The organism is Microbacterium sp. NPDC077391, assembly GCF_040686955.1.
Classification (GTDB): Bacteria; Actinomycetota; Actinomycetes; order Actinomycetales; family Microbacteriaceae; genus Microbacterium; species Microbacterium commune.
The window spans coordinates 41,509-55,487 of sequence record NZ_JBFBMI010000003.1 but is presented as its reverse complement, the minus strand read 5'-3'; the positions used below and the strand labels follow the sequence as shown (position 1 = coordinate 55,487).

The following is a 13,979-nucleotide window of genomic DNA, read 5'->3' as shown; positions in this document are numbered from 1 at the left end:
CATTATCCACAACTGTGGACATCTCGCCCGCACGCGACACACCCGCGTCTTTCCGGGGACGGCTTGCTGTTAACCGCACCGGTGACTACCGTGGCATCCGACGTTATCCACAGGGGAAGATCACGCTTGACGGCGCGTTTTCCACAACTTCGCCCGGAGCACCATGACCTCTGCCGCCCATCCCGATGTGCCGATCTGGTCGACCCTGCTCGAGCGTCTCGCTGACGACGATCGCGTCAGCCCGCAGCTGCACGGGTTTCTGAGTCTCGTCGTGCCTGCCGGGGTCATGGGCGGAGTGCTGTACCTCGACGTCCCGAACGACCTCACCGCGGCGCAGATCAACAAGCGGCTGCGGGTGCCCATGATGGAGGCGCTCGCGGCGATCGGCGACGAGGTCGCCTCGTATCGAACGGTCGTGAACCACGAGCTCGTCGACCAGCCGACCGCCCCGATCGCCGTCTCCGACTTCCCGATCGCCGAGCCGGCTCGGGTTGAGTCGCCGATCGAGCAGCAGCCGGCCCCTCTCCGCCACGAATCGCGGCTGAACCCGAAGTACACCTTCGACAATTTCGTGATCGGGCAGTCCAACCGCTTCGCGCACGCTGCGGCGGTCGCTGTCGCGGAGGCCCCGGCCAAGGCGTACAACCCGCTGTTCATCTACGGCGACTCGGGCCTGGGCAAGACGCACCTGCTGCACGCGATCGGCGATTACGCCCAGTCGCTCTACGCCGGGGTGAAGGTGCGGTACGTCTCGAGCGAGGAGTTCACCAACGACTTCATCAACTCGATCGCCAACAACCGGGGTGCGGCTTTCCAGAGCCGCTACCGCGAGGTCGACATCCTGCTCATCGACGACATCCAGTTCCTGCAGGGTCGCGCCGAGACGCAGGAGGCGTTCTTCCACACCTTCAACCAGCTGCACGATCACAACAAGCAGGTCGTGATCACCAGCGACGTGGCTCCGAAGCTGCTCACCGGCTTCGAAGACCGCATGCGCAGCCGCTTCGAGTGGGGCCTGATCACCGATGTGCAGGCGCCCGATCTCGAGACGCGCATCGCAATCCTCCGCAAGAAGGCGCAGAGCGAGTCGCTGCACATCCCCGACGAGGTGCTCGAGTACATCGCCACCGTCGTGTCGTCGAACATCCGCGAACTCGAGGGGGCCCTCATCCGGGTCTCGGCGTTCGCGAGCCTGAACCGCTCGATGCTCGACATCTCCCTGGCACAGACCGTCCTGCGCGACATCGTCGACACCACTGAAGACAACATCATCTCGCCGACCGACATCATCACGGCCACGGCGGCGTACTTCAAGCTCACGGTCGATGACCTGTACGGATCCAGCCGCTCGCAGCAGATCGCGACCGCCCGGCAGATCGCCATGTACCTGTGCCGGGAGCGCACGAGTCTGTCTCTTCCGAAGATCGGCCAGCTCTTCGGCAACCGCGATCACACGACGGTGATGTACGCGTGCAAGAAGATCAGCGAGCTGATGAAGCAGCGTCGATCGCTGTACAACCAGGTCACCGAGATCACCACTCAGATCAGTCGCCGCTGAGGCTGCGACACGCCTGATCGCGAGGCAAATCGCGACGGTTCTCCGCAGGCCCTGTGGATAACTTGTGGAAACTTCGGCCTTCGGATGCCTTCGCCATCCCCTGCCTGTGGATAACCGACGTTGTCGACCGAATGCCCCACACCCCGGTATCCCGCGGATTCCTCAGGGATTCCACATGTGACACGCATGTAGTTTCCTACTCTCGGCTGATATCCACCGAGTTATCCACAGAATCCACAGTTGTTAACACCGTTAAGAGAAATCCATCAGGACAGGGCTCATCCGATGACCAGACGGATGTGGACGAACGGACGTCGTCGACCCGATCCCGGTGGTGGAGGGCTCGCCACCTGCGGCTAGCATGGGATCGCCTGCAGTGCGTCCACTGCAGCGAGCCGAGGCAACGAGGGAGCGCCCGTGAGGTTCCAGGTCAACCGCGATGTGTTCAGCGAGGCTGTGTCCTTCGTCGTCAAGCTGCTTCCGCAGCGCAATCCGCAGCCGATCCTCGCCGGCGTGCTCATCGAGGCCGCCGGTGACGGACTGACCCTGTCGGCATTCGACTACGAGGCATCCGCCCGCACGACGATCGAGGCGACCGTCGACGAACCCGGCACGATCCTCGTGCACGGCCGGCTGCTCTCGGACATCGCCAGCCGCCTGCCCAACGCCCCGATCGAGATCGCCGTCGAGGAAGACGGCGGTGTGGCCGTCACGTGCGGATCCGCCCGCTTCACCCTCGCTTCCATGCCTGTCGAGGAATATCCCTCGATCCCCGAGGTCACGGGTTCCACCGGTGTCGTTCCCGCCGAGGAGTTCGCGACCGCGATCGCGCAGGTCGCGTTCGCCGCGTCCCGCGACGATGTCACCCCGGTGCTCACGGGTGTGCAGCTCGAGGTCGCGGATCACAACCTCAGCCTGGTCGCCACCGACCGCTACCGGGTGTCGCTGCGCGACGTGCCCTGGGACGGTGAGGTCGCCGAGCAGTCCGCCCTCGTTCCGGCGCGCACGCTGACCGAGGTCGGCAAGACGTTCGCGCACGCCGGCACCATCTCGGTCGCCTTCTCGGGAGCCGGAGACCGCGAGATCATCGCCTTCACCGCCGGCAACAAGACCGTCACTTCGCTGCTGATCAAGGGCAATTTCCCGCCCGTGCGCCGGCTGTTCCCCGAGCAGACGGATCACTACGCGGTCGTCAACACGGCGGAGCTGATCGAGGCCGTCCGACGTGTCGCGCTGGTGCTCGACCGCTCGGCGCCCCTGCGATTCACCTTCGGTCCCGACGGCGTGACGATGGATGCCTCGGGCAGCGAGCAGGCGCGGGCATCCGAGTCCGTCGATGCGCACCTCAACGGGGGCGACGAGGTGACCCTCGGTCTGAACCCGCAGTACCTGCTCGAGGCGCTCGGCGCGGTCAAGAGCGAGTTCACCCGCGTGACCTTCACCTCGAACGACAACGCGAACAAGCTCAGCCCGGTGCTGATCACCAGCCAGACGTCGGTGGATCAGGCTGGTCTGGACTCGTTCAAGTACCTGCTGCAGCCGAACCTGCTGCTGCGGTGATCGCGGGCATCGGCTCTCCGGGGTCGATGTCGGGGCCCGAAGGTAGGCTGAAGCGGTGATTGTGGAGCACCTGAACCTGGTCGATTTCCGCAACTACGCGACCGCCGAGCTGGCCCTCCACCGCGGTCCGAACGTGCTGGTGGGCAGCAACGGCCAGGGAAAGACGAACCTCGCCGAGGCGATCGTCTTCCTCGCCACGCTGGGCTCGCACCGGGTGTCCTCGGACGCGCCCCTGGTGAGGGACACGAAGGACTTCGCCGTCATCCGGGCACGTCTGGCGCACGGTGAGCGCAAGGTGCTCGTCGAGGTGCAGCTGAACCGGCAGGGATCGAACAGGGCGCGCATCAACGGCTCCCCCTCGAAGATCAACGAGCTCCCCCGCTATGCGCACGTGGTCCTCTTCGCTCCGGAAGACCTCCAGATCGTCAGAGGCGACCCGTCGTCGCGCCGCAGATTCGCCGATCAGATGCTCATCCAGCGCACGCCTCGCATGGCAGGTGTGATCGCCGACTACGAACGGGTGCTCCGTCAGCGCACGGCGCTGCTGAAGTCGGCGCGCGCCCGAGGAGTGCGCGGAGAGGGACTGTCGACCCTCGACGTGTGGGACGACAAGCTCGTGGCCCTGGGGTCGGAGATCATCCATGCCCGGCTGCAGCTCGCCGCCGACCTGCAGGGGCCGGTGACCGACGCCTACACGGCGATCGCGGGCGCCGACCATCGACCGCAGCTCGACTGGGCGCTGTCGGTGCGCGGCGCGGATCCGGAGGAGGGATCCGATGACGCGGGCGATGCGGACGTCGATCCCCGCGGCGAGATCGCCGAGCAGTTCCGGTCGGCGCTGCAGGCCAAGCGGGCCAAGGAGATCGAACGCGGTCTGACCCTCGTCGGTCCGCACCGTGACGACCTGATCCTGCGGGTGCGCGACCTGCCGGTGAAGGGGTACGCGTCGCACGGTGAATCCTGGTCGGTCGCGCTGGCCCTGCGACTGGCATCCGCCGAGCTGCTGCGCACCGAGTCGCCGGCCGGCGACCCGGTGCTCATCCTCGACGACGTGTTCGCCGAGCTCGACGCCGACCGGCGACAGCGTCTGGCGATGCTGACGGCCGGATACGAGCAGGTCATCGTCACCGCGGCGGTCGAGGCGGACATCCCCGAGCCGCTGCACCGCCATGTCGTGCGGATCAGCGCCGGCACGATCAGCGACGATCGGGGGGATCCGGATGCCTGATCCGCAGCCTCCCGAGACGATCGCGACCTACCTGCGTCTGCGCGGACTCAAGCCGAGCGCGAAGAACTGGAAGCGCAAGAAGCGCATCGAGGTCGACGACGACCACGCCCCGTTCACCAAGGGGCGCGATCCCGGCACCCTCGGTGATGTGCTGGCGAAGCTGACGAAGGATTCGGGGTGGGAGAAGACCCTCGCCGCCGAGGACCTGGTCAGACAGTGGGCCGAGCTCGCCGGCGCCGACACGGCGAAGCACTCCGAACCTGTTTCGCTCGAGCGCGGGGTGCTCACCGTGAAGTGCGATTCGACGGCGTGGGCGAAGAACCTGCAGTTCATGCGGACAGTCATCATGACCGAGATCGGAAATCGGTATCCGGACGCCGGCGTGCAGAACATCCGGTTCATCGGTCCGGACGTCCCGTCGTGGAAGTGGGGTCCGCGGGTTGTGCCCGGACGGGGTCCACGCGACACCTACGGGTAGGACACCACGCCCGCACCTTCACGCGCTCAGAAGCGATCACACGGCGTTTGAGGCGCATTTCGACCTGCGGAACCCGTTAGAATGAGGGAGTACTTTCGATGTGGAGAACCATTTCTGATGACGCCTGAAGACAACGCCGACGACGCTTCGACGAGCGCACCGATCGAGAACAGTTCCGCGAAGGTCTCCGGCGACTACGGGGCCGACCAGATCCAGATCCTCGAGGGGCTCGAGGCCGTCCGCAAACGCCCTGGCATGTACATCGGCTCCACCGGCCCGCGCGGTCTGCATCACCTGGTGTACGAGATCGTCGACAACTCGGTCGACGAGGCCCTGGCCGGCCATGCCGACAACATCGAGGTCACCATCCTCGAAGACGGCGCGGTGCGCGTGGTCGACAACGGCCGAGGCATCCCGGTCGATCCGCACTCCTCCGATCCCGACAAGTCGACGGTCGAGGTCGTGCTCACGATCCTGCACGCCGGTGGAAAGTTCGGCGGCGGCGCGTACGCCGTCTCGGGTGGTCTGCACGGCGTGGGTTCGTCGGTGGTCAACGCGCTCTCCACGCGATTCGATGTCGAGGTCAGACAGAAGGGCTTCGTCTGGCGGCACCGTTTCGCCGAGGGCGGGGTTCCGCAGCAGAAGCTGGAGAAGGGCGAGGCGACCGACCAGACCGGCACGACCATCACCTTCTGGCCGGACCCCGCGATCTTCACCGAGACGGTCGACTTCGACTACGACACGCTGCGCACCCGGTTCCAGCAGATGGCGTTCCTGAACAAGGGACTGCGGATCGCTCTGCGCGACGAGCGTCCGGCATCTGCCGTCGAAGACGAGGTCGACGGCACCGTGGTCACCCGTCAGCCCGGCGAGGTGTTCCTGTACGAGCGCGGCCTGGTCGACTACGTCGAGTACCTCAACAAGGTGCGCAAGGCCGAGGTCGTCAACGAGGAGATCATCGCCTTCGAGTCCGAGGACACCGAGCGCAAGATCTCGCTCGAGCTCGCGATGCAGTGGACCACGTCGTACACCGAGAACGTGTTCACCTACGCCAACACGATCAACACCCACGAGGGCGGCACGCACGAAGAGGGCTTCCGCGCCGCGCTGACCAGCCTCGTCAACCGCTACGCCCGTGCGAACAACCTGCTCAAGGAGAAGGACGAGAACCTCTCCGGAGACGACGTCCGCGAGGGCCTCACCGCGGTGATCTCGATCAAGCTGGGCGAGCCGCAGTTCGAGGGCCAGACCAAGACCAAGCTCGGCAACACCGAGGCGAAGGCGTTCACGCAGAAGATCGTGAACGACCAGCTCGGCGACTGGTTCGACCGCAACCCGCAGCAGGCGAAGAACGTCATCCGCAAGGCGATCGATGCCGCGACCGCGCGTCTGGCCGCACGCAAGGCCCGCGAGACCGCTCGCCGGAAGAGCGTGTTCGAGTCGGCCGCGATGCCCGACAAGCTGAAGGACTGCACGAGCAAGGACCCCTCGATCAGCGAGATCTTCCTCGTCGAGGGCGACTCGGCAGGCGGCTCGGCTGTGCAGGGACGCGATCCGCACACCCAGGCGATCCTGGCGCTGCGCGGCAAGATCCTCAACGTCGAGCGCGCGCGGCTCGACAAGGCGCTCGGCAACCGCGAGGTCCAGGCGATGATCCAGGCCTTCGGCACCGGGATCGGCGAGGACTTCGACATCGAGAAGGCCCGCTATCACAAGATCGTGCTGATGGCGGATGCCGATGTCGACGGTCAGCACATCACGACCCTGCTGCTCACGCTGCTGTTCCGCTACATGCGCGGACTCATCGAAGCCGGTTTCGTGTATCTCGCGATGCCCCCCCTGTACCGCCTGAAGTGGTCGAACGCTCCGCACGAGTACGTGTACTCCGATGCCGAGCGCGATGCGCTGCTCGCGCACGGCGCCGAGAACGGCAAGCGCCTGCCGAAGGATGCCGGTGTGCAGCGCTACAAGGGTCTGGGCGAGATGAACGCCAAGGAGCTGTGGGAGACGACGATGGATCACACCACGCGCACCCTCCGCCAGATCACCATCGACGACGCCGCCGCGGCGGACGAGATCTTCAGCGTGCTGATGGGCGAGGACGTCGAGTCGCGGCGCACCTTCATCCAGCGCAACGCCAAGGACGTCCGCTTCCTCGACATCTGATAGCGCGTTTCGTCTCGCTGCGCTCGCTCAACGACCGGTATTGAAAGAACACACATGACTGACGAAGAACGCCCCGACATCACCGCGGGCCACGAGCACGGCCGCATCAACCAGGTCGACCTGCAGTCCGAGATGCAGCGGTCGTACCTCGACTACGCGATGGCGGTCATCGTCGGTCGTGCGCTGCCCGACGTGCGCGACGGCCTCAAGCCCGTGCACCGCCGCGTGCTGTACGGCATGTACGACGGTGGATTCCGCCCCGACAAGTCGTTCTCGAAGTGCGCGCGCGTCGTCGGCGAGGTCATGGGTCAGTACCACCCGCACGGTGACACGGCGATCTACGACACCCTCGTGCGTCTCGTGCAGCCGTGGTCGCTGCGCTACCCGCTCGCGCTCGGTCAGGGAAACTTCGGCTCCCCCGGCAACATGGGCGCCGCCGCTCCGCGCTACACCGAGACGAAGATGGCCCCCCTCGCGCTCGAGATGGTGCGCGACATCGAAGAGGACACGGTCGACTTCTCGCCGAACTACGACGGCCAGACCCAGGAGCCCGACGTCCTGCCGGCGCGGTTCCCGAACCTGCTCGTCAACGGCTCGATCGGCATCGCGGTCGGCATGGCGACGAACATCCCGCCGCACAACCTGCGCGAGGTGGCGGCTGCCGCGCTGTGGGCGCTCGAGAACCCGCAGCTCCCCCGCGAGGAGCTGCTCGAGGGGCTCATCCAGCGCGTCCCCGGCCCCGACTTCCCGACGGGCGCGCAGATCCTCGGCACCAAGGGCATCCACGAGGCGTACCGCACCGGCCGCGGCTCGATCACCATGCGCGCGATCGTCGAGGTCGAGGAGATCCAGGGCCGCACCTGCCTCGTCATCACCGAGCTGCCGTACCAGGTCAACCCCGACAACCTCGCGGTGAAGATCGGCGACCTGGCCCGTGACGGCAAGATCACCGGCATCGCCGACATCCGCGACGAGTCCTCCGACCGCACGGGTCAGCGCCTCGTCATCGTGCTCAAGCGCGACGCGGTCGCGAAGGTCGTGCTGAACAACCTCTACAAGCACACCCAGCTGCAGGAGAACTTCGGCGCGAACATGCTCGCGATCGTCGACGGCGTGCCGCGCACGCTCGGTCTCGACGGGTTCATCACGCACTGGCTCGACCACCAGCTCGACGTCATCGTCCGCCGCACCGCCTTTCGGCTTCGCAAGGCGCAGGCGCGCATGCACATCCTGCAGGGCTACCTCAAGGCGCTCGACGCGCTCGACGAGGTCATCGCCCTGATCCGCCGCTCCCCCACCGTCGACGAAGCGCGCGAGGGCCTGAAGAGGCTGCTCGACATCGACGACGACCAGGCCGAGGCGATCCTGCAGATGCAGCTGCGCCGCCTCGCCGCCCTCGAGCGCCAGAAGATCATCGACGAGGCCACCGAGCTCGAGGCGAAGATCGCCGACTACAAGGAGATCATCGCGACCGAATCTCGTCAGCGCGACATCGTGCGCCGCGAGCTCACCGAGATCGTCGACCGCTTCGGCGACGAGCGCCGCACGCACATCCTGCACGGGTTCGACGGCGACATGTCGATGGAGGACCTCATCCCCGTCGAGGAGATGGTCGTCACCGTCACCCGCGAGGGATACATCAAGCGCACGCGCAGCGACAACTACCGCTCGCAGCATCGCGGTGGCAAGGGCGTGAAGGGCGCGCAGCTGCGCGCCGACGACCTCGTCGAGCACTTCTTCGTCACCACGACCCACCACTGGCTGCTGTTCTTCACCGACAAGGGTCGCGTCTACCGCACCAAGACCTACGAGGTGCCCGAGGCCGGCCGTGACGCGAAGGGGCAGCACGTCGCGAACCTGCTCGCCCTGCAGCCCGACGAGAAGATCGCGCAGGTGCTCGCCATCAGCGACTACCAGGCGAAGGACTACCTGGTGCTCGCCACTCGCAGCGGTCTGGTGAAGAAGACCCGCCTCGGCGACTACGACACCAACCGGCAGGGCGGCGTCATCGCCATCCGGCTGCGCGAGACCGACGAGCTGGTCAGCGCCGAGCTGGTCAACTCCGATGACGACATCCTGCTCATCAGCGCGAAGGGCATGTCGGTGCGCTTCCACGCCACCGACGAGGCGCTGCGTCCGATGGGCCGTGCCACCGAGGGCGTGCGCGGCATGAAGTTCAAGGACGACCACGACAGCCTGCTCTCGGCATCCGTCGTCCACGACGACTCGTTCGTGTTCACCGTCACCGACGGGGGGTACGCGAAGCGCACGTCGGTCTCCGAGTACAAGGTGCAGAAGCGCGGCGGAACGGGCATCAAGGTCGCGAAGCTGAGCGACGAACGAGGTGTTCTCGCGGGTGGGCTCATCGTCTCGGAGGACGACGAGGTCTTGGTGGTTCTCTCCAGCGGCAAGGTGGTACGCTCTGCCGTGGCCGAGGTGCCGGCGAAGGGTCGGGACACGATGGGAGTCGTGTTCGCCCGCATGACCGGTGACGATCGCATCCTCGCCGTGGCCCGCAACAGCGAGCGCGGTATAGAGGAAGACGACGAGTCTCTCGGCGAGATCGAGGTCTCCGAGCCCGCCACGTCACCCGCTGACACCCCCGAAGCCTGATCCGAAGAGAGCACCGATAGATGAGTACAGTCGCTGACAAGCTGGCGAAGAAGTCCACGCGCAAGACCGGGGGCAAGCAGGTGCGCCTGCGTCTGGTCTACGTCGACTTCTGGTCGGCCGTGAAGCTGTCGTTCCTCGGAGCGGTGGCGCTGGCGATCGTGACCATGGTGTCGTTCTTCCTCGTCTACCTCGTGCTGCAGGCGACGAACGTCATCGCGCAGGTCGGCAAGATCCTCGGCACCCTCACCGACGGAGCCATCGATCTGTCGAGCCTCATCGGGCTCCCTCAGATCATGGCCTTCGGCGCGGTCGTCTCGATCCTGAATCTGATCGTGTTCACGGTGCTCGGCGCGGTCATCGCCGGTATCTACAACCTGGCGGTGAAGGTCACCGGCGGACTGCTCGTCGGGTTCATGTCGAACTGATCTTTCCGCAAAGAGGACCCCCGGCCCGTCGTGGCCGGGGGTCTTTTTCCATCTAGGGCTCTCCCCTCCCGAGCGGTCGCACTCGCGCGATCACACCACGCCGGTGGTCCCGAGCAGGGTGCCGATCAGCCAGGTGACGAGCAGGGCGACCGCGCCGCCGATGACGAGTCGCACGGATGCCCGCGTCGCCGACGCACCGCCCACCCGCGCGGAGATCAGGCCGGTGGCGGCCAGGGCGAGAAGCACGGCCGCGAAGGTGACGGGCACCCGCCACGCGGGCGGCGGCAGCAGGATGGCCAGGAGCGGAAGCAGCGCTCCGATCGTGAACGAGATCGCCGATGAGAGCGCCGCGTGCCACGGGTTCACCAGATCGTGCTGGTCGATGCCGAGCTCGACTTCGAGGTGAGCGGAGAGGGCGTCGTGCTCGGTGAGCTCGATCGCCACCTGCTGCGCGGTCTGCTCGCTGAGCCCGCGCTGCCGATACAGCCCGGCGAGCTCGGCCAGCTCCTCCTCCGGCATGGTGCGCAATTCCTCGCGCTCCTTCTCGATCAGCGCGCGCTCGGTGTCGCGCTGGCTGCTCACCGACACGTACTCCCCCAGCGCCATCGAGATGGCACCGCCCACCAGGCCGGCGAGTCCTGCGACGAGCAGCGCCGAATTGTCGGTGGTCGCGCCGGCGACGCCGACGACGAGTGAGGCGACCGACACGATCCCGTCGTTGGCGCCGAGCACCCCGGCGCGCAGCCAGTTCAGTCGCTGACCTGTTCCACCCGTGTGCGGTTCGTCGCCGTGCGTTGCCTCAGTTGCGCTCATGCAGTCAGTGAACCACGTCGCGTCCGGATGGCGGGTAGGGAAAACCCGAACCCGGATCTCCGGCTGGCTCCGTGTCGGGATGCTCAGGGGAACCGTAGCTTTGAGTCATGACCACGAACCCGACTCCCCCGGTGCCGCCCCGCCCTGAGTCCGCGCACATCGCGCCCCCACCGGCGCCAGTTCCGGCGGCTCCTCCGAGAGCGGATGCCCCGCGGCCCCCGCTGCGCGTCGTCCTGACCGTGCTCGAGCTCGCGGCGCTGGGCGCCATCGGCTCGGCAGCACTCGCCGCGCTGAGCGCGGTGCTCGGAGTCGGACTGGCGCTGCTGTTCGTCTTCGGCGTCGGCCTGCTCTTCCTCGTCGGTGTCGTCTACGCGCTCTACGGCGTGGCATGGTTCGAGATCCGGCGCGTCGGAAGCCTCTACAGCGTCGACGTTCCCGACCTGCGATGGCGCGAGCGCGCGAGGCCCGGCTTCGGCGGCTGGCTGCGCACCCTCGCCCGGCAGTCGGTGGACGGGCGCATGTGGCGCACGATTCTCCACTTCCTTCTCGCGTGCATCCTCGGCACGATCGTGCTTCGGGTGTTCTGGGGCATGGTGTGGTCGGTCTTCTTCGCCTTCGCACCGCTGTCATCCGAGGGCAGCGTCGCCGGGCCGTTCGGCAGCTACCTCGCGGTCGAATGGGCCCCGCTGATCGGGATCGTCGGAGTCATCGTCGGCGGCGCGGGGATCATCGCCCTCGCTCTGCTGCATCGTGTGCTGAGTCGCGCGCTCGTCATCCCCAATCGCGAGGCCGAGCTCACCGCCCAGGTACGCACCACCACGGCCCAGCGCGCCGGCGCGGTGCGGGCGGCCGAGCTCGAGCGCACCCGCATCGAACGCGACCTGCACGACGGCGTCCAGCCGCGACTGGTGTCGGTGGGCATGACGCTGGGGCTCGCCAAGCAGAAGATCGAGGCCGATCCGGCAGCGGCGAAGGAGCTGATCGACGAGGCGCACACCTCGACCAAGGCGGCGATCACCGAACTGCGACAGCTCGCCAGGGGCATCCACACCTCCGTGCTCGACGATCGCGGCCTCGACGCCGCGCTCTCGGCCCTGGCCGGCAGATCCCACATCCCGGTGCACCTCGATGTGCGCATCGACCCGTCGGCGACGGGTGCGGGCGCCGCATGCCGCGACGCCGAGGCCGCCGTGTACTTCGCGATCGCCGAATCGCTGACCAATGCGGCGAAGCACTCCAGGGCCAGCGAATGCCGCGTCGTGGTGCGCAGCCGCGACGGCGGACTGTGGGCCCGGGTCGAGGACAACGGCATGGGAGGCGCGCAGGTGCAGCCCGGTGGGGGGCTCGACGGCATCACCAACCGGGTGCTCGCCGCCGGCGGCACCTTCCGTCTCGACAGCCCGACCGGCGGTCCGACCAGCCTGGAGGTGAGCGTGCCATGCGCATCCTGATCTGCGAGGACTCGGTTCTTCTTCGCGAAGGGCTCGTCCGCCTGCTCGACGATGCCGGACACGAGGTGGTCGCGGCGCTGCCCGACACGACCGGGCTGATGGATGCCGTGACCGCATCCGCGCCCGACCTGGCGATCCTCGACGTCCGCTTGCCGCCCACGTTCTCCGATGAGGGGATCCGCGCAGCGCTCGCCATCCGAGCCGCTCAGCCCGCGCTGCCCATCCTCGTGCTGTCGCAGTACGTCGAGGAGCGCTACGCCAGCGATCTCATCGCCGCCCAGAGCGGGCAGACGCACGGCGGCGCCCTCGGCTATCTGCTCAAGGATCGGGTGGCGGACGTCGCCGAGTTCGTCGAGTCGGTCGAGAGGATCGCGGCCGGCGGCACGGTGCTCGACCCTGAGGTGGTCGCGCAGCTGCTCAGTCGGCGCAACCGCGACGAGCGGATGCTGCGACTGACCGAGCGGGAGCGCACAGTGCTCGCGCTGATCGCCGAGGGCAGATCGAACAGCACGATCGCCGGGATGCTGTTCCTCAGCGAAGCGAGTGTCGAGAAGCACATCACCGCGATCTTCCAGAAACTCGGGCTGGAGCCCGAAGACGGCAACCGGCGAGTGCTGGCCGCACTCGCCCACATCGAGAACCACGGTTCGGCGGACGCCGGCCGCAACGACCAGGGAGGGCTGCGATGAGCGGCACGAAGAAGAGCATCGGCGCGATCACCGTGGTGATCGCCGCAGTCGGCGGAGTCGTGCTGCTCGGCTCAGCGGCATCCGCAGCCGTGACCGGCTTGCAGCAGATGGGCCCGCAGTCGGGGCAGCTGACCGCGGATGTCGGCGGCGTGAGCTCGATGGACGTCGAGGTGGGCGGGGCGGACATGCGCATCGTGTTCGACGACGTCGACGACGCCGAGCTTCGGGTCGAGGGTGCGTCGACCGGCGGGTGGACCCTGCGAGCCGATGACGGCCGGCTCGAGGTCCGCGGCCCCGATCGCGGGTTCGGCTGGTGGAGTCCGGACTGGCTGCGCGGCGACGAGCGGGTGACACTCGTGCTGCCGCTCGATCTGAAGGGCGTGGATGCCGAGCTGACGCTGCACGCCGGGCAGCTCGACGTCACGGGTGAGTTCGCCGATCTCGCGGTCGACGTGAACGCCGGATCGCTCGCGATGACCGGTGATGCTCGCACCATCGACATCGAGCTGAACGCCGGGCGGGCGGACGTGGAGCTGCGGGGCGTGGAGCAGGCCCAGTACCGGATCAGCGCGGGTCGGGTGGTATCGGCACTCACCACCGTGCCCGACAGCGTCGACTTCTCGGTGTCGGCCGGCGCACTCGATCTCACCCTGCCCGATCAGGAGTACGACCTGCGCCGCGAGGTGAGTGCCGGATCGCTGGACAGCAGCCTCGATCAGAGCAGTGACAGCAGGCACCGGATCACGGGCAGCGTCTCGGCCGGGTCCGCCACTCTGCGACCCGGCGGCACCGGGGAGTGAGGTCGAAACGCCCGGCCGGTGCGCTGGCCGGTCTCGATTCGCTTTTGCGCAGGATTATCCGGTAAAGTCTTGGAGGTTGACGGGGCTATAGCTCAGGCGGTTAGAGCGCTTCACTGATAATGAAGAGGTCCCAGGTTCAAGTCCTGGTAGCCCCACCGAAGACGACGAAGAAGGCCCCGCTCCGGCGGGGCCTTCTTC

Annotated in this window: 11 protein-coding genes and 1 tRNA gene; 11 read left to right on the top strand and 1 reads right to left on the bottom strand. The window is 67.2% G+C overall.

Translation table 11 applies throughout. The features are described from left to right. Positions 1-163: 163 nt before the first annotated feature. From dnaA to AB0O65_RS08425, 7 genes are all read left to right on the top strand, one after another. Complete coding sequence (gene dnaA, locus AB0O65_RS08455; RefSeq protein ID WP_071641286.1) at positions 164-1,558, top strand: chromosomal replication initiator protein DnaA; 1,395 nt, start codon at positions 164-166, stop codon at positions 1,556-1,558. Between the two features lie 417 nt (positions 1,559-1,975). Next, entirely contained in the window at positions 1,976-3,118 is a 1,143-nt protein-coding gene (dnaN, locus tag AB0O65_RS08450; RefSeq protein WP_363384101.1) for a DNA polymerase III subunit beta, read from the top strand. Between the two features lie 55 nt (positions 3,119-3,173). Further along, positions 3,174-4,346: a DNA replication/repair protein RecF gene (recF, locus tag AB0O65_RS08445; RefSeq protein ID WP_313481079.1), complete on the top strand. Its 1,173-nt coding sequence runs from the start codon at positions 3,174-3,176 to the stop codon at positions 4,344-4,346. Beyond that, entirely contained in the window at positions 4,339-4,824 is a 486-nt protein-coding gene (locus AB0O65_RS08440) for a DciA family protein (RefSeq protein WP_363384099.1), read from the top strand. The genes recF and AB0O65_RS08440 overlap by 8 nt, the downstream gene beginning before the upstream one ends. 117 nt (positions 4,825-4,941) lie before the next feature. Continuing rightward, complete coding sequence (gene gyrB, locus AB0O65_RS08435) at positions 4,942-6,990, top strand: DNA topoisomerase (ATP-hydrolyzing) subunit B (RefSeq protein WP_313481073.1); 2,049 nt, start codon at positions 4,942-4,944, stop codon at positions 6,988-6,990. Between the two features lie 54 nt (positions 6,991-7,044). Continuing rightward, a complete protein-coding gene (gyrA, locus tag AB0O65_RS08430) occupies positions 7,045-9,603 on the top strand; it encodes a DNA gyrase subunit A (protein ID WP_071641294.1) in 2,559 nt (852 codons plus the stop codon). 20 nt (positions 9,604-9,623) lie between these two features. Further along, the gene (locus AB0O65_RS08425; protein ID WP_071641296.1) at positions 9,624-10,028 is read left to right on the top strand and encodes a DUF3566 domain-containing protein; all 405 of its coding nucleotides are present in this window, start codon (positions 9,624-9,626) and stop codon (positions 10,026-10,028) included. A gap of 90 nt (positions 10,029-10,118) precedes the next feature. Here the strand turns inward: AB0O65_RS08425 and AB0O65_RS08420 are convergent, their stop codons facing one another. Continuing rightward, positions 10,119-10,841, bottom strand: coding sequence for a VIT family protein (locus AB0O65_RS08420; protein WP_071641298.1), 723 nt, complete (start codon positions 10,839-10,841; stop codon positions 10,119-10,121). Between the two features lie 107 nt (positions 10,842-10,948). Between AB0O65_RS08420 and AB0O65_RS08415 the strand changes: the two genes are divergently transcribed. The 4 genes from AB0O65_RS08415 to AB0O65_RS08400 all read left to right on the top strand — a co-directional run bounded on the left by AB0O65_RS08415 (position 10,949) and on the right by AB0O65_RS08400 (position 13,936). Then, on the top strand, positions 10,949-12,292 hold the full coding sequence (locus AB0O65_RS08415) for a histidine kinase (protein ID WP_363384096.1): 1,344 nt from the start codon (positions 10,949-10,951) through the stop codon (positions 12,290-12,292). Continuing rightward, entirely contained in the window at positions 12,280-12,981 is a 702-nt protein-coding gene (locus AB0O65_RS08410; RefSeq protein WP_313481062.1) for a response regulator transcription factor, read from the top strand. Before AB0O65_RS08415 ends, AB0O65_RS08410 begins: the two co-directional genes overlap by 13 nt. Further along, entirely contained in the window at positions 12,978-13,781 is an 804-nt protein-coding gene (locus AB0O65_RS08405; protein WP_191712400.1) for a DUF4097 family beta strand repeat-containing protein, read from the top strand. The genes AB0O65_RS08410 and AB0O65_RS08405 overlap by 4 nt, the downstream gene beginning before the upstream one ends. A gap of 81 nt (positions 13,782-13,862) precedes the next feature. Further along, a tRNA-Ile gene (locus tag AB0O65_RS08400) sits at positions 13,863-13,936 on the top strand. Positions 13,937-13,979 lie beyond the last annotated feature (43 nt).

Coding starts and splice junctions, on each gene's coding strand:
- dnaA (WP_071641286.1), top strand. CDS start 164: ATGACCTCTGCCGCCCATCCCGATGTGCCGATCTGGTCGACCCTGCTC.
- AB0O65_RS08440 (WP_363384099.1), top strand. CDS start 4,339: ATGCCTGATCCGCAGCCTCCCGAGACGATCGCGACCTACCTGCGTCTG.
- gyrB (WP_313481073.1), top strand. CDS start 4,942: ATGACGCCTGAAGACAACGCCGACGACGCTTCGACGAGCGCACCGATC.
- gyrA (WP_071641294.1), top strand. CDS start 7,045: ATGACTGACGAAGAACGCCCCGACATCACCGCGGGCCACGAGCACGGC.
- AB0O65_RS08425 (WP_071641296.1), top strand. CDS start 9,624: ATGAGTACAGTCGCTGACAAGCTGGCGAAGAAGTCCACGCGCAAGACC.
- AB0O65_RS08420 (WP_071641298.1), bottom strand. CDS start 10,841: ATGAGCGCAACTGAGGCAACGCACGGCGACGAACCGCACACGGGTGGA.
- AB0O65_RS08415 (WP_363384096.1), top strand. CDS start 10,949: ATGACCACGAACCCGACTCCCCCGGTGCCGCCCCGCCCTGAGTCCGCG.
- AB0O65_RS08410 (WP_313481062.1), top strand. CDS start 12,280: ATGCGCATCCTGATCTGCGAGGACTCGGTTCTTCTTCGCGAAGGGCTC.
- AB0O65_RS08405 (WP_191712400.1), top strand. CDS start 12,978: ATGAGCGGCACGAAGAAGAGCATCGGCGCGATCACCGTGGTGATCGCC.